Here is a 19,531-nt window from a genome sequence, read left to right on the forward strand (position 1 = left end):
ACAACGTACAAAATACTGACTAACTTAGTAAATGCGGCACTAGCTCAGTTGGTAGAGCGCGACCTTGCCAAGGTCGAGGTCACGAGTTCGAGCCTCGTGTGCCGCTCCAATCTTATTTACTTTCCAGATATTCATTTTCAAATAGCAAAAAATGACCCATACGCGAATCATTATAAATTTAATTTATGTAACTTTTTTGAAATGTTCAATGTGTGCGAATGATCTATGTTGTAAAATCTAAAACGCTTCGCCTTGCAAAGTTGCAATAATGTGCCTTGAACCACCATGATCACGGTGCTCACCTAAGTATATTCCTTGCCAAGTTCCCAGCGCTAACTGACCGTGACTAATCGGGATAGTTAATTCGCAACCTAAGGTACTGGTTTTTATATGGGCAGGCATATCATCATCGCCCTCATAGTCATGACGGTAATAAGGCTGGCGCTCTGGAACAAATTGATTAAAGTGGCTTTCCATATCCATACGCACGGTAGGATCGGCATTTTCATTAATGGTTAAGCTGGCTGAGGTGTGTTGAATAAATAAGTGTAATAAACCAACTTTAAATTGGCTTATTTGTGGGAGTTGATTGAGTTTGTCGTTATCAATTAAATGAAAGCCCCGCGAGCGAGGCTTTAATGTAATTGTGGTTTGCGACCAGCTCATAGCTTATCAAAACTCACTTCAATATTGGCATTACCTGCGTCACTGGTAAACGGCATAAGAATTTTTTTGCCGTCACTTTTGTGAGTAATAGTGTGGTTTTTACCAGACACAACAATGGGTGTTGCCATGGCAAAATCATAGCCTTTTTCACCTAATAAATTCTTAGCACCACCGGTAACCATATTAGTTATTTCACCGACCATGTCGGTCACTTCTTCATTTATGTCGTCTGGTCGTTCGCCTAACATTCGTTCCATAATGGTCAGCGCTAAACCTTCGTCGAAGGTAATTGAAAATGAACCGCGAGTTTGAGGGCCAACCATACCAATTAATCCCGATACATCACCACAGGCTATCTCATCTGTTTTAATGCGTGGCTTGCCTGGTTTTAACTGAGTTTGAGCCATAGTGCTCAATACATTCATCAAAGAAGCTAAAAAGGGATTAATGAACTCTACATTCATATTAGATGTCCTTAAATTGGTACTGATAAAGGTTATACGCAAAGTATAGCTATAGTCGCTTACCTATGCTCGGCAAGAGTCACATTTACCATGTGCTTCTATTGTTTGCCCGGAAACTACAAAGCCACTTTCGGCTGCCAAGTTATTGAGCTCATGTGAAATTACTGTTGAGTGCAGCTCTTTAACAAAGCCGCAGCTATCACAAATTAATAGCTGAACAGGATGAATATGATCAAAATGATGACACAGCATAAATGCATTGGTGCTTTCAATTTTATGAATAAAACCGAGTTCGGCTAAAAAGTCTAAAGCACGATAAATCGTTGCAGGTTTAGCACCTGTTTCAGTGACTTTCAATTGCTCAAGTAAATCGTACGCCCCCACACCACCTTGGGCACTGGCCAATAAACGAAATACCTTCTCGCGAATTGGTGTGAATCGCGCACCACGGTTGTCGCACACTTGTTTTGCTTTACTTACGAGTGATTCTATATTCATCTTCTCTCATCCTTACGCTGCCGTGATATACTAACATACTGTATTGTAGTTGCAGCGTTTTATTAACCGATTTAGTGAAAAGGTACTCATTAATGCATGAACTATTAGCTATATTTATTTTCTTTTTTGCGGTTATCGATCCAATTGGCACAATCCCGGTTTTTATCGCCGTAACTCGTGGAGATGACGACAAGTTTAAGCGTAAAGTGATTTTTAAAGCCGTGGGTGTGTCTGCTTTAGTGCTGTTATTTTTTGTAGTTGCTGGCGAACAATTACTGAATGTGATTGAGATCCCGCTCTCGGCATTTCAAATAGCAGGTGGTTTAATTTTATTAATTTTTGCACTTTCCATGACCTTTGGTGAAAGCAAACCTGAAGCTGAAATTAAAAGTGTTAGAGACAGCACTGAAACCGCTATTTTTCCGCTCGCTATCCCATCAATAGCCAGTCCTGGTGCCATGTTAGGTGCGGTATTAATGACACGCAATGAGGAATATACCTGGGTTGAACAAATGATTACTTCATCAATGATGTTAGCTGTTTTAGTGGTGGTACTGATTTTGTTATTACTTGCTACGCATGTACATAAAATAATAGGTGATAGTGGGGCGAGTATTATTAGTCGAATTATGGGGTTAATTTTAAGCTCAGTCGCGGTGACTAATATTTTAAACGGTATTGCACAATACTTTGGCTTGCAAGTGTTTGCTTAATATTGCTGCGCATAGGGCTTTTGTGTAAAATGCAGCGCCGTTTAAGCTGTGCTTAAATTATAAATTTTTGAGGATCACATTTTGGATAAACGTACTTTAAATCGACGCTTTAGCGTGGCACCCATGCTCGATTGGACTGATCGCCACTGTCGTACGTTTCATCGTAAAATGACTAAGCACACCGTGCTCTACACTGAGATGATCACAACTGGCGCTATTTTATTCGGTCGTGGTGACTACTTGCATTTTAATCAGCACGAAGGCCCTGTGGCATTGCAATTAGGTGGATCAGACCCGCAAGCGCTAGCACAGTGTGCCAAGCTTGCTGGTGAGCGCGGTTATGATGAAATAAACCTTAATGTAGGTTGTCCGTCAGATCGTGTGCAAAATGGACGTTTTGGTGCCTGTTTAATGGCCGAGCCTAATTTAGTTGCAGAGTGTGTTGCTGCAATGAAAAGTGAAGTTAATATTCCGGTTACAGTTAAAACTCGTATTGGTATTGATGAGCAAGATTCTTATGAATTTTTATGTGCTTTGATAGAGGCTTCACATAAAGTTGGCTGTGATGACTTTATTATTCATGCGCGCAAAGCATGGCTAAAAGGATTGAGCCCGAAAGAAAATCGCGAAGTTCCTGAGCTTAACTACCCCCGAGTTTACCAGCTTAAAAAAGATTACCCTCAACTTGATTTAAGTATTAACGGTGGTGTTAAAACCATTGAGCAAAGTCTTGAGCATTTACAGTACATAGATGGGGTTATGGTGGGCCGAGAGGCTTACAGTAATCCATTTATGCTTAATGAAGTAGATGAAAAAATTTATGGTGATGCGGCTAATACTCAGTCTCGACATGATGTTGTACGCTCTATGTATGATTATATTGAAGAAGAGATGCGTTTAGGGGCTAATTTTTGGCATGTTGCACGCCACATGCTGGGTATTTTTCAGGGGCAACCCGGTGCGCGTGGCTTTAGACGCCACTTATCTGAAAATGGTCATGGTAAGCAAGCTGATTTAAGTGTTATGGATAAAGCGTTAAGTTACGTACCCGAGTAATGCCAATTTAATGGAATTGGCGTAACAGATGCTCTTTATAGAAAAAGCCACCTCAGGTGGCTTTTTTTGATCCCAAATTTTAGTCAAAAATGTAATTTATTAGCCAATTCGACTTAATTTCATTCAGTGACTAGTCATTAACTTACCCGCCAAAAATAATTTAAATTATTGATATTTAATGAAAATAAAAGAATTTTAAGTTGTTGGCATAACTCTTGGAATCCTGTTGATGTATAAATAAAAAATCATCAGGAGAATAACATGGGTATATTTAATCGCGTAAACGACGTCATTCAAGCAAATATCGTAGCTATGCTTGATAAAGCTGAAGATTCAGAAAAACTACTTAATTTGATGCTAACCGAAATGCAAGAGGCACTTAATGAGTGTCGTAGCACCGCGGCAGCACTATTATGTGAAGAAAAGAATATCAAGCGTCAAATAAGCAATAAACAACAAGCGCTCACAAATTGGCAATTAAAGGCCGAACATGCCATTGCAAAAAATCGTGACGATTTAGCTAAATCAGCACTAGCTGAAAAACACAATGTCGAAATAAGCATAGAGTGCTTACAAACACAACTTGAGACATTGCAGCAATCAATTGTAAAAATCACAGAGGACTGTGAACGCCTGCAGCAAAAAATGACACAGGCTAAAGCAAAGCAAGCACAACTTGTAAAGCGTGAAAATGTGGTTGAGGCAAGATCTAAGATAAATACTCAGCTGCAGAGCGATAAAGTGGCCACTGCTTTATCACGATTTGAGCAAATTGAGCGTCGTGTTGAGAGTGTTGAATCGCAGGTCGAAGCATATGAGCTGACAGATACAGCGAGCAATACTGCGACGCAAATTGAGTCACTGGTTAAAAACGAAAAAATTGATGCAGAACTGGCAAGTTTAAAAGCGAGTTTAAATACTGCTAACAAACAAACAGCCTAAGGAGATTGTTATGAATAATTTTAATACGCATCGTCGTTGGTATAAAAATACGCTTAACAAAAAAATATCAGGTGTCTGTAGTGGGTTAGCCTACCGACTAGACTTTCCGGTATGGTCTACTCGTTTAGTCACCGTTTTATTATTTTTAAGTTTTCCGTTTGCAGTGGCGCTAGGTTATTTAATTGCGCACTGTTGTCTTGAAGAAAAAGCAGTGTAAGGGGAACGACATGAAAACTCTCGCCGTATGCCTACTTATTGTTACATTATTTTTGATTAATAGCGGCTCGATAATTCATTTTGATGTATGGCAATTTCCGTTGTGGATCTCAGATATTAGTTGGACTGGTATAGAGCTCATTGGGGCGTTAATCGCCATTATAGTTGTTATTGCGATTGCTGCTTTGGTAACTATGGGGCTTGTTGGCGCGGCGATGGTGGCACTGGCTGGAACGATATTAGCCTTTTTATTCGGATCACTTATGATTGCTTGGCCGTTATTGTTTGTGGCAGGGTTGTGCTGGTTAATCGCAGATAACAAAAAAGTGGCTTCTTAAACTTAAATTAGCTGCCTAATATTAGGGAATTATGATAAATTTGGACTATATTTTTATGTTTTAACAAGGATTTTACTGATGATTAAACAATGTATTTTAAGTGCAAGTGCATTATTGGTGGGTGTTTTTTCGTCTTCGTTATTGGCGCACGAAGGACATGAACACGATAGTGTTGTTGCGCAATTACAAGTAACAAATGCGCAAGTAAGAGAGTTTTTACCTGCCACTAAAGCCAGCGTGGGTTATTTTAGTATTGAAAACCACAGTAATGTACCGGCAACACTCACAAGAGCGACCATAGATGGTTTAGGTCGTGTTGAGATCCATGAGCACGTCCACGCTGATGGTATGATGAAAATGCAAAAAGTAGAATCATTGCTTATTAAAGCTCACCAGCAACTCGATTTTAAGCCTGGAAGCTACCATTTAATGGTGTTTGAACCACAAGAGCCGTTAAAAGTAGGTCAAGAACGCAAACTCACGCTATATTTTGAAGACGGGAATCGAGTATTCACCAATGCGAAAGTAGTTTCGCTAGCATCGCAAGCTGAGCCGGTAAAAGCATCAAAAGATCATAGTCATCATTAGGGGGATAAATGTCACAGCATAAAGGAAAAATAATAACGGCATTGGTATTATTGTTTGTCGTATTTTACGCTATTGCAGTGTACTGGAGCATAGAGCCTGCACGTTTTGATGTGGTACAAAATGCCAAGCAGCAAGCGCAGCAACGCAGTGAAAAACCAGTAACAGGATATGTAACAACTTCAACGCTTATCACCGTCGCTGATACCCTCTTAACTAAGTCAGGCGGTTATTTATCAAATGATGTACTGCCACCGAGCGTAATAATGGACAACATGCCCGCTTGGGAGTATGGCGCGTTGGAAATGGTGCGTGATTTAGCACTATCAATGCGAAAAGATTTTAGTCGTTCACAGTCACAATCTACTGAGCACGAAGCGCTTAAAAAAGCACAGCCACAATTTAATATTAGTTCTGAAGCATGGGCATGGCCAAGTGCTGAGGGCGAATATCAAAAGGGCATTGATTACTTATTAGTATACCGTTCTCAAATTGCGAATCAGCATGAGCGCGATAGCCAATTTTACTCACGTGCAGATAATTTACGCAGTTGGTTAAAAGAAGCTGAAAAACGCTTAGGTAGTTTAAGCCAACGTTTGAGTGCGAGTGTAGGTCAAGACAAGGTAAATACCGATTTAGCAGGCAACTCTTCAAATACACAAGCTACTTATACGCCATTACAACAACAAGTAAGAACATCGTGGTGGGAAATTGATGATGTATTTTATGAGTCACGCGGTGCTACTTGGGCTTTACTACATTTTTTACAAGCGGTTGAATATGATTTTGCCGAAGTACTTGATAAAAAGAACGCCCGTGTTAGTTTACAACAAATTATACGCGAGCTTGAAGCGACCCAAGAAACCGTTTGGAGCCCAATAATTTTAAACGGCAACGGATTCGGTTATGTCGCCAACCATTCACTCGTTATGGCAAATTATATCTCTAGAGCCAATGCGGCACTGATTGAACTTAGCGAATTATTAGCGCAAGGATAAAAAATGAAAAAGTATTGTATAGCAGCAGCCCTATCAATGGCATGTTTAGCACCTGTAGCACAAGCCGATACTGTATTGGGTTTGTATGTAGGGGTTGATGGTTGGAAAGCCGATAATGACGGTAGCTTTTCTGATAATAATAACGCCCTACAAAACTTCAATTTTGAAGATGAGACTTTTGTTAGCTATTACGCCGCACTTGAGCATCCGGTTCCATTAGTGCCAAACTTAAAATTAAAATACACTGAGCTTGAACTAACCGGTTCAACGCGACTTGAAGATACATTTAGCTTTAATGGCTCTGATTATATTGTTGGCACTGATGTTAATTCAGTCACTGACTTATCGCACATTGATTATATTCTGTATTATGAAATTTTTGATAACGACTTAATCTCAATTGATTTAGGTATTAATGCTAAGCAGTTTGATGGTGAGCTTGTGGTAACAGGTACATCGCAACAAGGTGGCGCTAACTTCACTGAAATTGAAGAGTTCTCAGGTGTAGTGCCTTTAGCGTATGGACGTTTCGAAGCGGGTTTACCGTTTAGTGGTTTAAGTGTTTTTGCTGAAGGCAGCTTTTTAGCTATTGATGACAGTAAAGTACGAGATTACCAAATGGGTATTGCTTGGGAGTTTATTGATAATCTAGCCGTTGATGTTGCGGTTAAAGCGGGTTACCGCTCTATGGTTTTAGAGCTTGATGATGTAGATGATATTAATACTGATATTGATGCGTCGGGGCCATTTGCAGGCATACAGGTTCATTTTTAAGCGCCTATTAGTTTAATGAAAAGCCACCTTGTGTGGCTTTTTTTAGTTATTTTGAAGTGTGCCACACTAATTCAAACTCCCCTTCAAATGCTGCACCAATTAACTGTTTGTACACTTTATTAATTGGGTAATTCATTAGTCTAAACAGTTCATCACCAGTTTGGGTAAACTTATAATAGCTTAGTACTAAGTCGTTACTTTTTGCTTTTAAAGTTAGTTTTTGAGTTAAAAAGGAGAGGGTGATCTCTTGTCCTGCTTTTAATGCAGCGGATTCAATCTCTTTACGATAAAGCAAGTTTAAGTCCATTAAGGTCAATACATCAGGAAAGCTCACACCGCTTTTACCTATGCTTAATGACACTTTATTACCCTTGCCTAATAAATCAAATAACGAGGGCTTTTTGTAATAACCTAAAAATATTAGGTGACTACTATCCTTTTCGTTATACCCTGAAATAGACACACACTTTCTTAATGAATCCGCTTCGCGCTGGGTCATGTGTTTGAGAGTTTGTAAGCTTTTTATAGAAAAAGTACCTGGGCTAATGGTTTCGCCAGTAAAAATTTTTGCCCACAATGTTTGCATTGATTGATTTGAGGTATCTTCACACAAGGCAATAAAGTGCTCTACCCAATCGGCATCAGGTTGTTTAGCACAGGCTACATCAGGACAAAACTCCATTGCCAAGGCTAAAATAGTCTCGATATTTTGTTGTTGTTTTATTAGCAGTAGATCTTGTCTTTTTTGTGCTCGAGCTAACACTGAATGCTCGCTATTAATACGGTAAAGAGACTTTGCTTTTCCCTGCGTATTATAGGTTTTTTCATCAGCTGCAGGCGTATTACTCACTTTTGTGACCGAGTAACCTAACAGTGACTCAATAATATTGGCAAGTTTAATTCTGGCTTGTGCGGTTTTGACTGTCATGGCTTTCCATTATTGCTTGTGCATCACTGAGTTGGGCTACCGTCTTTAAGTTATTTAGCCCTAGGGTGACTATATTGCTTAATATATTTTCAGCAAATATAGCAACATAGCCAGATATAAGCGGCACAGTTGCTTGTCCTTCTATATGCCAGGTTACAGTTTTTGCATGTGGGCTAAATAGTAATCGGCTAGTAATAATATGTTCTTGATTAAATAATACATTAAATACAACTTCATTGGCGCTTAATGAAGTGATTGTCATTTCGCCTTGCCCCCACTTTCCTTGCCAAGATTGATAGGCTCCCGCACCAGCACTAGGTTCACCAATACTAAATTCAATATTGGGATCTATTTGCTGCCACGGCGACCATTTGTACCACTGAGTAAAATCTTCCACTAATGACTTTATAACAGGAGGGCGGGCATTTATTTTAATGCTTTTTTGCACGTGATAGTTTTGTGGTAAAAGTAATCCCACAACAACAAGCGCCAACAGTAAGATGGCTGAAAACTGCATTAATTGTTTAAGTAGCTTAATAGGTATGCCTCATTGGTTTTAATATTACAGCGTCTATGAATTATTAATAATCACAGCTTATTTAATAGTTTAGCCTAGAGTCGATCATTTTTATCTAGTTTATCTACTTTAAATAAATCTAAAAGCAGACATTAGCAGTAATCAGCTTAGATGATTTGTCTGTTTTAGTAATGCGATAAAGGTAAACAATTTTTAATCAGTGCTTTCATTTTGTGCTATATCAACGTGGATGTCGATAGGGTATAATTCGCGCCTTTTGTTATTGAACGGCCAATTTTATGAGCACATTAAAAGCTGATCGCGGCTTATTCTCATACCCTAAGTATTGGGCTGAGTGTTATGGCACAGCCCCATTTTTACCAACAACACGCGAAGAAATGGACGCGCTTGGCTGGGATAGCTGCGATATTATTATTATTAGCGGTGATGCTTATGTAGACCATCCTAGTTTTGGGATGGCCGTAATTGGTCGTGTGCTTGAAGCGCAGGGGTTTAGAGTGGGCATTATTGCTCAGCCTGATTGGAACTCTAAAGATGCCTTTATGGCATTGGGTAAGCCTAACTTATTTTTTGGTATTACAGCCGGTAACATGGATTCGATGATCAATCGTTACACCGCTGAAAAACGAATGCGCCACGATGATGCTTATACCCCGGGAAATGTTGGTGGTAAACGCCCTGACCGTGCCGTGATCATATACTCACAACGTTGTCGTGAAGCCTATAAAGATGTGCCGCTCGTATTAGGTGGCATTGAAGCCAGCTTGCGTCGTATTGCTCATTACGACTATTGGCAAGAAAAAGTACGTCGTAGCGTATTATTTGACGCTAAAGGCGATATTTTAATTTATGGTAATGCCGAACGCCCGTTAGTTGAAGTAGCGCATCGTATCGCTGCGGGTGAAACCATGGATACCATACAAGATGTGAGAGGCACGGCGGTTATTCGTAAAGAGCCTTTACCCGGTTGGCGTGGCAGTGATTCAACAGCCATTGATAAAATTGGTAAAATAGACCCTATTCCTAATCCTTATGGTGCGGATGATGTGGGTTGTGCTAAATCAGAATTTAAGCAAGCGGGTATTGATTTAAAGGCCGAAGCTGCAAAACCAATTACCATTCAGCCTGCGCGCCCTAAGCCATGGGAAAAAACTTACGTTAAGTTACCCGCTTTTGAGCAGGTCAGTGTTAATAAACCATTGTATGCTCATGCATCGCGTATTTTGCACCAAGAAACCAACCCTGGTTGTGCAAGAGCGTTGTTTCAGCGTCATGGCGATCGCTCTATCTGGGTGAACCCGCCAGCTTATCCACTTGAAACCCAAGAAATGGATGATGTTTTTGGTTTACCGTATCAGCGTATTCCGCACCCAAGTTATGGCGATAATAAAATTCCTGCTTACGATATGATTAAAACGTCGGTAAATATAATGCGCGGTTGTTTTGGCGGCTGTTCGTTTTGTTCTATTACCGAGCATGAAGGGCGAATAATTCAAAGCCGATCTCAAGAATCAATTATTGAAGAGATTGAGCAAATTAGAGATAAAGTACCAGGCTTTACTGGGGTTATTTCTGATTTAGGCGGACCAACCGCAAATATGTACAAACTGCGTTGTACCAGTAAAAAAGCAGAGAGTACCTGTCGCCGCTTGTCGTGTGTGTATCCTGATATTTGTAAGCATATGGATACTGACCATACCCCGACTATCGATTTATATAAAAAGGCGCGTGAGGTTAAAGGGATCAAAAAGATCTTAATTGCTTCAGGCGTGCGTTATGACCTTGCTGTACGTGATCCTCGTTACGTTAAAGAGCTAGTAACTCATCATGTTGGTGGATATTTAAAAATAGCACCGGAGCACACTGAAGATGGCCCATTATCTAAGATGATGAAGCCGGGTATGGGTGCCTACGATGAATTTAAAGCGCTATTTGATAAGTACTCTAAAGAAGCGGGTAAAAAGCAGTATTTAATTCCATACTTTATTTCTGCTCACCCAGGGACTAAAGACGAAGACATGGTTAATATGGCTTTGTGGCTGAAATCGAATGACTTTAAGCTTGATCAGGTGCAAAACTTTTATCCGTCACCGATGGCTAATGCCACCACCATTTATCATACTGAAATGAACTCGCTACGCAATATTAAAAATAATACTGAGCAAGTTGCGGTGCCAAAGGGTGCGCGCCAGCGTCGTTTGCATAAAGCAATTTTACGTTACCATGATCCTGCCGGTTGGCCAATGATCCGTGAAGCCCTTCGTAACATGGGCAAAGCTAAACTCATTGGTAAAGGTCCAAATTGTTTAGTGCCAGAAGAAGGCAGAGATGAAAGGCAAGCCAAAGGCGGTAAAGGTAACAAGGGCGGTCGCCCTGCGCTTACTCGTCATACTGGCTTTAGTCAGTTTAAAAAAGCCAACACTAAACCTAAGGTGGGCGGTAATCGCCAGCGCGCAAGGTAAAGTAATTATCGGCTTAAACAAAAACACCGCGTATTGACGCGGTGTTTTTGTTTATAAAAAGATTAGAGCCTAAATCAATAACCAAGTTGCAGTGCCTAAAAAGGCAAATATACCAACAATATCAGTTACTGTGGTTAGTACCACACTGCCTGCTAGTGCTGGATCTATTTTCATTTTTTTAAGCAATAGTGGGATACTAGCACCCGCAATACCTGCTGCAACTAAATTCATAAACATAGCAAACGCTAAAACACCACCGAGTTTGAAATCCCATTGCCAAAGCGCAACGACACCGGCAATTAGGATAGACCAAACCATACCGTTAATCGCGCCGATAGCGAGTTCTTTTAATAATAAAAAACGTTGGTTAGTTTGGTTGATATGACCCACCGCGATACCGCGAATAACCAAAGTTAAGGTTTGGCTGCCTGCAACCCCACCCATTGACGGGACAATGCCATTGAGCACAGCAAGAATTGGTAATATAGCTAAGGTGTTTTCGAAAAAGCTCGCCACAATTGCAGCCAGCAATGCAGTTAGTAAGTTTACACCTAGCCAAATTGAGCGCTTTTTAGAGCTTTTTAAGACCGGCGCAAAGGTATCTTCTTCATCATCAAGACCCGCTAAGCTTAATAAGCTATGCTCTGCATCTTCACGGATAACATCAACGATATCATCAATAGTAATACGACCAAGCAAATGCGCGTTGTCATCGACAACTGGTGCCGATATCCAGTTATGTCGTTCAAATAGCTGCGCTACTTCGCTTTCATCCATTGAAATAGGAATAGATTCACACTCTTCATCCATTAAATCCTGAACAATTTTTTCAGGGGGATTAGTTAATAAAGTGCTCAGCGATAAGGCGCCTAAAAAACAGTTATGTTTATCTACAACGTATAAGTCATCGGTGCCCTCTGGCAGTTCACCACGTAAGCGAATATAACGCAGTACAACATCTAGAGTCACATCTGGGCGAATAGTTACCGTATCGATATTCATCAAGGCGCCAGCAGAGCGCTCTTGGTAAGATAGAGCTTGTGTTGCACGCTCTCTATCTTGAATATCCATTGCGCTAACAACGTCTTTATATACGGTGTCTGGTAGGCTACGTAGTACTTCCCCTAAATCATCATGGCCCATGTCTTCTGTTGCAGCAGCAATGTGCTCAGGTGCCATTTGCGCAATAATACCCAAGCGTACGTCTTCAGAGAGTTCTTCAAGTACATCACCCTGTACATCAGGATCAACCAGTTGCCAGAGCATACGACGAATTTTATGGGGAGATGATTCTAAAAGAAGTGCGGTATCACAAGGTGCCGTTTTTGCCAGCATGCGCCTAACTTGAACAAATTGACCACTATTTAGTGACTTAGTCACCTGTTTTAGTTGTTGTAGTGGAATATCTTGTTCTAAAGCTTCAGGCATTGGCGTCCTTAATTAAATTTTATTACACGATGATGGGGTATCGCTTTATCTTACTTTATATCAGTAAACTACCTCAACCACTATTAACCTTAGCTTATAAGCAGGATTACTCTTGCTCATTAAATCGTTGGTCAATGAGCTCACCAATTGCATTAAGTGCAGGCTCTGCGTCAGGGCCTTCACATACTACCTTAACTTCTTTGCCTTGACTGCTTTCGAGTAACATAAGTGCTAATACACTGTCGCCAGCGGCTTGTTTATCGTCTTGAAATAACGTGATTGAGGCATCAAATTGCACAGAAAGCTGTGCCAGCACCGTAGCCGCTCTGGCATGCAGGCCTAATTTGTTTTTTATTAAAAATGTATTTTCTAACCGCATTAATATTCTCTCAAGCTTTATTCTTGTTCTCGATGGCGAATTTTTACATTAGGATGACTCATTGCAAAACTTTCACCTATAGTTTGCGCCAAATAAACTGAGCGGTGTTGCCCTCCGGTACAGCCAATAGCTATGGTCAAATAGCTGCGGTTATTTCTTTCTAAATGAGGCAGCCATGTTTGCACGAATGTTTGAATTTGCCATGTAAATTTTTGTACTATGCTGTGGCTGGCTAGGTAGTCTTTTACTGGTTGATCTAGCCCTGTGAGTGGCTTAAGTTCAGGCTCCCAATGCGGGTTTGGTAAAAAGCGAGCGTCAAATACATAATCTGCTTCTTTGGGTATACCGTGCTTAAAACCAAATGACTCAAAGGTAATGATCAGTTGTTTGTCTTTTTTACCGAGTATTTTTTCACGAATAGATTCAGCCAGCTGATGCACACTTAAATCCGTAGTATCAATCATATAATCGGCACGGTTAATGAGTACATCAAGGAGTTGTTTTTCTTTTTTTATTGCTAAATCAAGTGGCAGTGAATCAATAGAAAGAGGATGAAGACGCCGTGTTTCTGAAAAACGTTTAATTAAGGTTTGATCGTCACTGTCTAAATAAAACACCGTTGGCTTAGTGAAACCAGGTAAATATTCAATGATTTCATTAAACTGTTGCTGCTCTTTAGGTAAATTACGCACATCAACACTTACGGCTATTTTGTTGTAGCTGTCGGAAACACTACGAACAAGAGATGGCAATAAATTTAAAGGAATATTATCTACACAATAATAACCTAAATCCTCAACAACACGCAGCGCAACAGATTTACCAGAACCTGAGCGACCACTTATAATTATTAATTCCATTTATCACCCTTAATTGTTACTACGGTTGACTTACAATTACTTGATACAGCTCATTGTCGGATTTTGCCGCTCGTAATTGCTTACAAAATTCTTTATCGTTGAGCTTTTCTGCTATCGTGGCTAAGGTTTTTAAATGCTGCTTATTGTCACCATCAGGTACAATTAAGGCAACAAAAATGTCGACCGGTCTGTTATCTATCGCATCAAAATTAATAGCCGTTTCGCTCACTAATATAAGTGCAAGAGGCTCTTGTACACCACTCATACGACCATGAGGAATTGCAATTCCTCGACCTATACCTGTACTCCCTAGTTTTTCTCTGGCGGTTAACGCGTTAAGAATATCTTGTTGTGTTAAATAGGGCAGTTTATTGTGAGCCAATTCACTGATAAATTCTAAAATTCTTTTTTTACTATTAAAAAGGACCGCAGCTTTACTGCAGTCCTGACAGATAAGTGAGCTTAATTTCATAGTGTTAGTGTCGAGCAAGTTTCTCTTTGTGTTTAATTACTTGACGATCTAGCTTGTCAATCAGCGAGTCTATAGCAGCATACATATCTTGATGTTCAGTTGAGGCAAAAATCTCAGCGCCACTAACATGAACGGTTGCTTCGGCTTTTTGGTTTAGTTTTTCTACATCGAGAATAACGTGCACATTCGTTATGTGATCAGTGTGCCTCTGTAACTTCGAAAATTTACTATTTACGTAGTCTCTAAGCGAGTCGGTAATATCTACATGGCGACCAGTTAAATTCAGTTGCATAAACATTTTCCTCTTTGTTGTACGCCTTAAATCAAACTTTTACGTTGATTTGACGGGGGAATAGCTAGAGATTCGCGATACTTTGCAATAGTTCTCCTTGCTACTTTAATTCCTTGCTCAGCCAATATATCTGCAATTTTACTATCACTCAATGGTTTAGCTGAGTTTTCTGCAGCTATTAATTTTTTAATTAATGCGCGTATTGCTGTAGATGAACATTCGCCACCATTTTCAGTACTTACATGGCTTGAAAAGAAATATTTAAGCTCAAAAATACCGCGTGGTGTGTGCATGTATTTTTGCGTAGTAACACGTGAAATAGTCGATTCGTGCATTTCTACCATTTCGGCCACGTCATTAAGAACCATAGGCTTCATCGCCTCAGGACCATGTTCAAAAAAGGCCTGTTGTTGCTGCACAATACAGTTAGTTACTTTAAGCAGTGTGTCGTTTCTACTTTCTAAGCTTTTTATAAACCATTTAGCTTCTTGTAAGTGTGAGCGAATAAACTGGCTATCGCCGCTTGATTTAACCGTACGTGACATAGCTGCATATTGGCTGTTTACCCTAATTTTAGGCATGCTATCTGGATTTAGTTCAACCACCCAACGGCCTTTTACTTTTTTAACCGACACATCAGGAATAACGTACTCAGACTCTTCTCTAACAATAGTGTCAGCGGGTTTTGGACTCAGCGTGTGAATTAACGTCATGACTTCTTTAAGCTCATCTTCTTTGAGCTTAGTTTTTTTCATTAATGTGCGATAATCACGCGCAGCCAGTAAGTCAATGTGATCAGTTAAGATCATTTTTGTTTCGCTTAAAAAAGGCGTGTCTTGATCAAACTGATTCAATTGAATACACAAACACTCTTGTAAACTACGCGCGGCTATTCCTACCGGATCAAATAACTGAATACGCTTTAATACGGCTTCTATTTCATCAAGTTCAACTTCATCTTCTATGTCGTTTTCTTGATTAAAACTTTCTAATATTTCTTCACAGCTAAGGGTTAAAATACCAGAATCGTCCACGGCTTCTACGATTGCAATCGCGATGGCTTCATCAGTAGGGCTAAACGGTGTCAGTTGCAATTGCCACATTAAATATTCATGTAGCGTTTCAGTTGAAGAGCCTTGATAAATTGATTCATCTTCAGGCATTGGTCCTGATGAAGAGGCCGGTGCTGCGCTCATGTATTCATCCCATGTAACATCCATTGCCATATCATCGCTAATGGTGTCTTTGGTCATGGCTTCGCCGCTATCTTGCTCATATTCGCTAGGTTTTTCATCAGCTGAAGCACTTAGCGTTGATTCATCGGTATCGGCTTTTTGTTCGTTTTTACCCGCAGCATCTTCACTGTAATCTTGTTCTTCAACTTCAAGCAAGGGATTACTATCGAGTGCTTCTTGAATTTCTTGCTGGAGATCCAATGTACTGAGCTGCAATAAGCGAATTGCTTGTTGCAACTGTGGAGTCATTGTAAGTTGCTGGCCCATGCGCAGCTGTAATGATTGCCTCATTTATCTCTAACAATCCTTTTAAATTAGTATGATTAATCTTAGCAGATGCTTAGTGGAATAACACACATATTAGAGCTTGAACTGCTCGCCCAAATAAACATCGCGTACTGTTTTATCGTTTAATACATATTCTGGAGTGCCTGATGCAATTAACTCCCCATGAGAAACTATGTAGGCTTTTTCACAAACATCAAGTGTTTCGCGGACGTTGTGATCTGTAATCAATACGCCAATTCCTCGGTTTTTAAGGTGCTCTATAATCTTTTTAATATCTAATACAGAGATAGGATCAACCCCTGCAAAGGGTTCGTCTAATAGTATAAATTTAGGATTTGCTGCTAATGCTCGCGCAATTTCAACACGGCGGCGCTCCCCACCTGAAAGAGCCATACCTTGGCTGTCACGAATATGCTGAATACTAAATTCATCAAGTAAATTATTTAAGGTATCTTCACGTTGTTGCTTATTGAGCCCTTTACGTGTTTCTAATATAGCCATTAAGTTTTGATAAACCGTCAGCTTTCTAAAAATAGATGATTCTTGTGGTAAATATCCTATCCCTAGGCGAGCTCGACTGTGCATTGGTAATAAAGTGATATCTTGATCATCGATTGATATTTTACCTTTATCGCTAGGTACAAGGCCTACAATCATGTAAAAGGTCGTAGTTTTACCTGCGCCATTGGGGCCAAGTAAGCCGACAATGCTGCCAGCTTCAACTTCTAGGCCAACGTTTTTCACCACTTCACGGCCTTTATAGCTTTTCGCTAATAGCTCTGCTTTTAATGTGCTCATGGTTGGCCTTTATCGTCTTCTTTTTTGTTTTCAACAGGCACTAAAATAGTGTGTACACGGTCTGTTGAGTTTTCGTCTTTTTCTGCGCTAATTAACTGCTGCTCTATATCGTAGGTGATACTTTTAGCAGTTATTTTTTGACCTGCTTGAGCAATACTGGCATCGCCGATTAAGGTTAAAAAACGTTGCGAAACATCGTAACGCACTTCATTCGCACTGGCACTCATGATAGTGCCATCTGCTTGTGTTTCTTCAAAATATGCAGGGCTGCCTGTGGCAATTAATAATTGCTTGTTATCGCCTAAGTCATCGCGTTTATGCACTTCTAAACGGTCAGCTGTGATACGGCGATTACCATGAATAATTTCAACATTTTTCTCAAAAATGCCCACGTTTTCTTTTAATTGACCTTCCTGCCTGTCAGCACTAATTGAGATTTGATTAGCCGCAGGAGCTTCAGTGGTTTCCTCTGCATGGCTATGAAATGCAATCAGTAATGAAGGAACAATTAGAATTTTAAATAGGTTATTGGTCATAATATAGGGTTCGCGTATGGTTAATAAGTTTAATCACTTCGGTTTTTAAATCGGCCTCAAGGCCTTTGCCTGTGATTTTTAAATTAGGTCCTGTAATAACGACAGGCTGCTCTGACTGCATAGTGAGTAGTTTTATATCTACATTGATGCTATCGGCTGTGATCGTATCGATCATGGCGTTATCGGCTAAATTTAGCGCTTTTACATTGCCCTCTAATACGAGTTGACGATCGTCGTAGAGGGTGGCCTCATCAGCGTTAATACGCCATGTTTGCTGCTCGTTGTATAACGTAAATATAGGTTTTTCAAAAAAGGTAAAACCAAGTTGTTGGTATAACTCCATTTTTACCGCAGTTACTTTGTGGCTTATTTTACCTTGCTCATTATAAGCGGTTTGTTTTAGCTCAATCGCAGTGTAATCAGGCTTAGCAATAGTTTGAGTTTGTTCATCCGCAATAATATCTACCTGAGAAAAATAAGGATACCAAAGCCAAACCATACAGCTTATGAATAAAACGCTCAGTATAATGCGCGCTACATTCATGAACTGGTTCCTTGGCTAGTAAGTGGCTTATTGTTTTCAAGCATCAATAAATCGGTTAACTCTCTTACTGCACCAAAGCCGCCTGGCAGCTGAGTGACATAATGCGATAAACGTTTTATCAGTGGGTGGGCGTCGTTTACGGCTACTGCAAACCCGACTTTTTCCATCACTGGCATATCAGGGCCATCGTCACCTATGTAAGCTATTTGCTCATCGCTGAGCGCTAATTTTTGTTTTAATTCTTGATAGGCAATGAGTTTGTCTTCTTGGCCTTGGTATATATGCTGTACGGTTAAATTACTCATACGTTGTTGAACTATTTTTGAGTGACGACCTGTGATCACGGCAACTTCAAAACCACTATTAATAAGGGCTTTAATGCCAAATCCGTCTTTGGTATTAAAGGCTTTGAGCTCTTCACCTTGGTTGCCAAGATAAATGCGCCCATCAGAAAAAACACCATCAATATCGCAAATTAATAATTTTATTTTTTTTGCGCGCACTTTTGCATCATCACTTAACGGCTGATAAAGATCTTCAAACTGCATTTATAGCACTCCCGCTTTTAGTAAGTCTTGCATATTTAGTGCGCCAATGGGGTGATTGTGCTCATTAATCACAATTAAACCATTAATACGTTTTTGTTCCATAATGTTCAGTGCTTCAGCCGCGAGCATGTCTTGTGTGGCTGTTGTACATGACTTTGTCATCACAACATTAATTTCTGTGCTGTGTATATCAATACGTTGCTCTAAAATACGGCGTAAATCACCATCGGTAAACAACCCCGATAATTGCTGATTACTATTTATAATAGCGGTCATGCCAAGCCCTTTGGCTGACATTTCAATTAAGGCGTCTTTAATGGTTTGCGTTTCATTAATAATAGGCGTGTGAATACCGCTGTGCATTACATCTTTTAAGGTTAAGAGTAAGCGTTTGCCTAAACTACCACCTGGATGCGACAGTGCAAAATCATCAGCGGTAAAACCACGGGCTTCTAATAATGCTACCGCCATAGCATCGCCCATAGCGAGTGTTGCTGTGGTACTTGCTGTTGGCGCTAAGCCTAATGAGCAGGCTTCTTGTTCAACTTTAATACACACATGCACATTTGCCAATGTTGCCATGGTTGACGTTTCGTTGCCTGTCATAGCAATCATTTTTGCGCCAATGCGTTTTAATACCGGAATAATATTAAGCACTTCACTGGTTTCGCCAGAGTTAGATATAAGCATAACCACATCATTTGATGTAATCATACCTAAATCGCCATGACTCGCTTCACCAGGATGTACAAAAAATGCGGGGCTACCAGTACTCGCTAAAGTGGCTGCTATTTTATTACCGATATGGCCCGACTTACCCATGCCAATAACAATAATACGGCCTGAGCAGTCGTACATTAATTGGCACGCTTGATCAAAGCTTTCATTAACGTATTGTGCGATATCGCTGAGTGCTTGACGTTCTATATCAAGGACGCGCAAGCCTTGTTGAATAAAATTTAGCGTTGCCATG

Annotated in this window: 25 protein-coding genes and 1 tRNA gene; 10 read left to right on the top strand and 16 right to left on the bottom strand. The window is 40.1% G+C overall.

The window, feature by feature from the left end:
* Nucleotides 1-33: 33 nt before the first annotated feature.
* Nucleotides 34-109, top strand: a tRNA-Gly gene (locus tag CWB78_RS16795).
* A 128-nt stretch (nt 110-237) separates the two neighbouring features.
* Here the strand turns inward: CWB78_RS16795 and CWB78_RS16800 are convergent.
* From CWB78_RS16800 to CWB78_RS16810, 3 genes are all read right to left on the bottom strand, one after another.
* A complete protein-coding gene (locus CWB78_RS16800) occupies nt 238-666 on the bottom strand; it encodes a secondary thiamine-phosphate synthase enzyme YjbQ (protein WP_138596619.1) in 429 nt (142 codons plus the stop codon).
* The gene (locus tag CWB78_RS16805; RefSeq protein WP_010390540.1) at nt 663-1,130 is read right to left on the bottom strand and encodes a chemotaxis protein CheX; all 468 of its coding nucleotides are present in this window, start codon (nt 1,128-1,130) and stop codon (nt 663-665) included. The genes CWB78_RS16800 and CWB78_RS16805 overlap by 4 nt, the downstream gene beginning before the upstream one ends.
* A 63-nt stretch (nt 1,131-1,193) precedes the next feature.
* Nucleotides 1,194-1,628: a transcriptional repressor gene (locus CWB78_RS16810; protein WP_008115496.1), complete on the bottom strand. Its 435-nt coding sequence runs from the start codon at nt 1,626-1,628 to the stop codon at nt 1,194-1,196.
* A gap of 92 nt (nt 1,629-1,720) precedes the next feature.
* Between CWB78_RS16810 and CWB78_RS16815 the strand changes: the two genes are divergently transcribed.
* The 8 genes from CWB78_RS16815 (at nt 1,721) to CWB78_RS16850 (ending at nt 7,250) form a co-directional block, all read left to right on the top strand.
* Nucleotides 1,721-2,341 (top strand): MarC family protein, encoded by a 621-nt coding sequence (locus CWB78_RS16815; protein WP_008115498.1) that lies wholly within the window; start codon nt 1,721-1,723, stop codon nt 2,339-2,341.
* A gap of 123 nt (nt 2,342-2,464) precedes the next feature.
* Nucleotides 2,465-3,397, top strand: a complete 933-nt coding sequence (dusA, locus tag CWB78_RS16820; RefSeq protein ID WP_036932963.1) for a tRNA dihydrouridine(20/20a) synthase DusA — start codon at nt 2,465-2,467, stop codon at nt 3,395-3,397.
* A gap of 261 nt (nt 3,398-3,658) precedes the next feature.
* Nucleotides 3,659-4,339, top strand: coding sequence for a PspA/IM30 family protein (locus CWB78_RS16825; RefSeq protein ID WP_138596621.1), 681 nt, complete (start codon nt 3,659-3,661; stop codon nt 4,337-4,339).
* 10 nt (nt 4,340-4,349) lie between these two features.
* Nucleotides 4,350-4,556, top strand: a complete 207-nt coding sequence (locus tag CWB78_RS16830; RefSeq protein ID WP_010390548.1) for a PspC domain-containing protein — start codon at nt 4,350-4,352, stop codon at nt 4,554-4,556.
* 10 nt (nt 4,557-4,566) lie between these two features.
* On the top strand, nt 4,567-4,893 hold the full coding sequence (locus CWB78_RS16835; protein WP_010390549.1) for a hypothetical protein: 327 nt from the start codon (nt 4,567-4,569) through the stop codon (nt 4,891-4,893).
* A 78-nt stretch (nt 4,894-4,971) separates the two neighbouring features.
* Nucleotides 4,972-5,481 carry a copper chaperone PCu(A)C gene (locus CWB78_RS16840; protein WP_010390550.1) on the top strand — a complete coding sequence of 170 codons (510 nt, stop codon included), beginning with the start codon at nt 4,972-4,974 and terminating at the stop codon, nt 5,479-5,481.
* Nucleotides 5,482-5,489: 8 nt separating this feature from the next.
* Nucleotides 5,490-6,476, top strand: coding sequence for a DUF2333 family protein (locus CWB78_RS16845; protein WP_010390551.1), 987 nt, complete (start codon nt 5,490-5,492; stop codon nt 6,474-6,476).
* Between the two features lie 3 nt (nt 6,477-6,479).
* The gene (locus CWB78_RS16850) at nt 6,480-7,250 is read left to right on the top strand and encodes a TIGR04219 family outer membrane beta-barrel protein (protein ID WP_138596623.1); all 771 of its coding nucleotides are present in this window, start codon (nt 6,480-6,482) and stop codon (nt 7,248-7,250) included.
* A 46-nt stretch (nt 7,251-7,296) separates the two neighbouring features.
* On the opposite strand, the gene CWB78_RS16855 is transcribed toward CWB78_RS16850, so the two are convergent.
* Together CWB78_RS16855 and CWB78_RS16860 are read right to left on the bottom strand one after the other, a co-directional pair.
* Complete coding sequence (locus CWB78_RS16855) at nt 7,297-8,178, bottom strand: TIGR03899 family protein (protein ID WP_010390553.1); 882 nt, start codon at nt 8,176-8,178, stop codon at nt 7,297-7,299.
* On the bottom strand, nt 8,147-8,695 hold the full coding sequence (locus CWB78_RS16860) for an SRPBCC family protein (protein WP_138596625.1): 549 nt from the start codon (nt 8,693-8,695) through the stop codon (nt 8,147-8,149). The genes CWB78_RS16855 and CWB78_RS16860 overlap by 32 nt, the downstream gene beginning before the upstream one ends.
* Before the next feature lie 299 nt (nt 8,696-8,994).
* Between CWB78_RS16860 and CWB78_RS16865 the strand changes: the two genes are divergently transcribed.
* The gene (locus CWB78_RS16865) at nt 8,995-11,178 is read left to right on the top strand and encodes a YgiQ family radical SAM protein (RefSeq protein WP_055013333.1); all 2,184 of its coding nucleotides are present in this window, start codon (nt 8,995-8,997) and stop codon (nt 11,176-11,178) included.
* A 69-nt stretch (nt 11,179-11,247) separates the two neighbouring features.
* On the opposite strand, the gene mgtE is transcribed toward CWB78_RS16865, so the two are convergent.
* From mgtE to CWB78_RS16920, 11 genes are all read right to left on the bottom strand, one after another.
* The gene (mgtE, locus tag CWB78_RS16870; protein ID WP_008115512.1) at nt 11,248-12,606 is read right to left on the bottom strand and encodes a magnesium transporter; all 1,359 of its coding nucleotides are present in this window, start codon (nt 12,604-12,606) and stop codon (nt 11,248-11,250) included.
* Nucleotides 12,607-12,712: 106 nt separating this feature from the next.
* The gene (locus CWB78_RS16875) at nt 12,713-12,985 is read right to left on the bottom strand and encodes an HPr family phosphocarrier protein (RefSeq protein WP_008115514.1); all 273 of its coding nucleotides are present in this window, start codon (nt 12,983-12,985) and stop codon (nt 12,713-12,715) included.
* 17 nt (nt 12,986-13,002) lie between these two features.
* Nucleotides 13,003-13,845: an RNase adapter RapZ gene (rapZ, locus tag CWB78_RS16880; protein WP_010390558.1), complete on the bottom strand. Its 843-nt coding sequence runs from the start codon at nt 13,843-13,845 to the stop codon at nt 13,003-13,005.
* Between the two features lie 19 nt (nt 13,846-13,864).
* A complete protein-coding gene (ptsN, locus tag CWB78_RS16885; RefSeq protein WP_010390560.1) occupies nt 13,865-14,317 on the bottom strand; it encodes a PTS IIA-like nitrogen regulatory protein PtsN in 453 nt (150 codons plus the stop codon).
* 4 nt (nt 14,318-14,321) lie between these two features.
* On the bottom strand, nt 14,322-14,609 hold the full coding sequence (gene hpf / locus CWB78_RS16890; RefSeq protein WP_010390562.1) for a ribosome hibernation promoting factor: 288 nt from the start codon (nt 14,607-14,609) through the stop codon (nt 14,322-14,324).
* Between the two features lie 26 nt (nt 14,610-14,635).
* Nucleotides 14,636-16,135 (bottom strand): RNA polymerase factor sigma-54, encoded by a 1,500-nt coding sequence (locus CWB78_RS16895; RefSeq protein WP_010390564.1) that lies wholly within the window; start codon nt 16,133-16,135, stop codon nt 14,636-14,638.
* Between the two features lie 69 nt (nt 16,136-16,204).
* A complete protein-coding gene (lptB, locus tag CWB78_RS16900; protein ID WP_010390565.1) occupies nt 16,205-16,930 on the bottom strand; it encodes an LPS export ABC transporter ATP-binding protein in 726 nt (241 codons plus the stop codon).
* Nucleotides 16,927-17,466 carry a lipopolysaccharide transport periplasmic protein LptA gene (gene lptA, locus CWB78_RS16905; RefSeq protein ID WP_010390566.1) on the bottom strand — a complete coding sequence of 180 codons (540 nt, stop codon included), beginning with the start codon at nt 17,464-17,466 and terminating at the stop codon, nt 16,927-16,929. Before lptA ends, lptB begins: the two co-directional genes overlap by 4 nt.
* Nucleotides 17,456-18,010, bottom strand: coding sequence for an LPS export ABC transporter periplasmic protein LptC (gene lptC, locus CWB78_RS16910; RefSeq protein ID WP_138596627.1), 555 nt, complete (start codon nt 18,008-18,010; stop codon nt 17,456-17,458). The genes lptA and lptC overlap by 11 nt, the downstream gene beginning before the upstream one ends.
* Nucleotides 18,007-18,558 carry a 3-deoxy-manno-octulosonate-8-phosphatase KdsC gene (kdsC, locus tag CWB78_RS16915; protein WP_138596629.1) on the bottom strand — a complete coding sequence of 184 codons (552 nt, stop codon included), beginning with the start codon at nt 18,556-18,558 and terminating at the stop codon, nt 18,007-18,009. The genes lptC and kdsC overlap by 4 nt, the downstream gene beginning before the upstream one ends.
* The gene (locus tag CWB78_RS16920; RefSeq protein WP_138596631.1) at nt 18,559-19,530 is read right to left on the bottom strand and encodes a KpsF/GutQ family sugar-phosphate isomerase; all 972 of its coding nucleotides are present in this window, start codon (nt 19,528-19,530) and stop codon (nt 18,559-18,561) included. It abuts the gene before it with no gap.
* Nucleotide 19,531: the final 1 nt, after the last annotated feature.

Origin of the sequence: Pseudoalteromonas sp. S1612, assembly GCF_005887175.1 — a bacterium.
Taxonomy (GTDB): Bacteria; Pseudomonadota; Gammaproteobacteria; order Enterobacterales; family Alteromonadaceae; genus Pseudoalteromonas; species Pseudoalteromonas undina.

Bases quoted from the DNA above. Each gene is read 5' to 3' on its own strand.
- CWB78_RS16800 (WP_138596619.1), bottom strand. From the start codon at position 666: ATGAGCTGGTCGCAAACCACAATTACATTAAAGCCTCGCTCGCGGGGC.
- CWB78_RS16805 (WP_010390540.1), bottom strand. From the start codon at position 1,130: ATGAATGTAGAGTTCATTAATCCCTTTTTAGCTTCTTTGATGAATGTA.
- CWB78_RS16810 (WP_008115496.1), bottom strand. From the start codon at position 1,628: ATGAATATAGAATCACTCGTAAGTAAAGCAAAACAAGTGTGCGACAAC.
- CWB78_RS16815 (WP_008115498.1), top strand. From the start codon at position 1,721: ATGCATGAACTATTAGCTATATTTATTTTCTTTTTTGCGGTTATCGAT.
- dusA (WP_036932963.1), top strand. From the start codon at position 2,465: ATGCTCGATTGGACTGATCGCCACTGTCGTACGTTTCATCGTAAAATG.
- CWB78_RS16825 (WP_138596621.1), top strand. From the start codon at position 3,659: ATGGGTATATTTAATCGCGTAAACGACGTCATTCAAGCAAATATCGTA.
- CWB78_RS16830 (WP_010390548.1), top strand. From the start codon at position 4,350: ATGAATAATTTTAATACGCATCGTCGTTGGTATAAAAATACGCTTAAC.
- CWB78_RS16835 (WP_010390549.1), top strand. From the start codon at position 4,567: ATGAAAACTCTCGCCGTATGCCTACTTATTGTTACATTATTTTTGATT.
- CWB78_RS16840 (WP_010390550.1), top strand. From the start codon at position 4,972: ATGATTAAACAATGTATTTTAAGTGCAAGTGCATTATTGGTGGGTGTT.
- CWB78_RS16845 (WP_010390551.1), top strand. From the start codon at position 5,490: ATGTCACAGCATAAAGGAAAAATAATAACGGCATTGGTATTATTGTTT.
- CWB78_RS16850 (WP_138596623.1), top strand. From the start codon at position 6,480: ATGAAAAAGTATTGTATAGCAGCAGCCCTATCAATGGCATGTTTAGCA.
- CWB78_RS16855 (WP_010390553.1), bottom strand. From the start codon at position 8,178: ATGACAGTCAAAACCGCACAAGCCAGAATTAAACTTGCCAATATTATT.
- CWB78_RS16860 (WP_138596625.1), bottom strand. From the start codon at position 8,695: ATGCAGTTTTCAGCCATCTTACTGTTGGCGCTTGTTGTTGTGGGATTA.
- CWB78_RS16865 (WP_055013333.1), top strand. From the start codon at position 8,995: ATGAGCACATTAAAAGCTGATCGCGGCTTATTCTCATACCCTAAGTAT.
- mgtE (WP_008115512.1), bottom strand. From the start codon at position 12,606: ATGCCTGAAGCTTTAGAACAAGATATTCCACTACAACAACTAAAACAG.
- CWB78_RS16875 (WP_008115514.1), bottom strand. From the start codon at position 12,985: ATGCGGTTAGAAAATACATTTTTAATAAAAAACAAATTAGGCCTGCAT.
- rapZ (WP_010390558.1), bottom strand. From the start codon at position 13,845: ATGGAATTAATAATTATAAGTGGTCGCTCAGGTTCTGGTAAATCTGTT.
- ptsN (WP_010390560.1), bottom strand. From the start codon at position 14,317: ATGAAATTAAGCTCACTTATCTGTCAGGACTGCAGTAAAGCTGCGGTC.
- hpf (WP_010390562.1), bottom strand. From the start codon at position 14,609: ATGCAACTGAATTTAACTGGTCGCCATGTAGATATTACCGACTCGCTT.
- CWB78_RS16895 (WP_010390564.1), bottom strand. From the start codon at position 16,135: ATGAGGCAATCATTACAGCTGCGCATGGGCCAGCAACTTACAATGACT.
- lptB (WP_010390565.1), bottom strand. From the start codon at position 16,930: ATGAGCACATTAAAAGCAGAGCTATTAGCGAAAAGCTATAAAGGCCGT.
- lptA (WP_010390566.1), bottom strand. From the start codon at position 17,466: ATGACCAATAACCTATTTAAAATTCTAATTGTTCCTTCATTACTGATT.
- lptC (WP_138596627.1), bottom strand. From the start codon at position 18,010: ATGAATGTAGCGCGCATTATACTGAGCGTTTTATTCATAAGCTGTATG.
- kdsC (WP_138596629.1), bottom strand. From the start codon at position 18,558: ATGCAGTTTGAAGATCTTTATCAGCCGTTAAGTGATGATGCAAAAGTG.
- CWB78_RS16920 (WP_138596631.1), bottom strand. From the start codon at position 19,530: ATGGCAACGCTAAATTTTATTCAACAAGGCTTGCGCGTCCTTGATATA.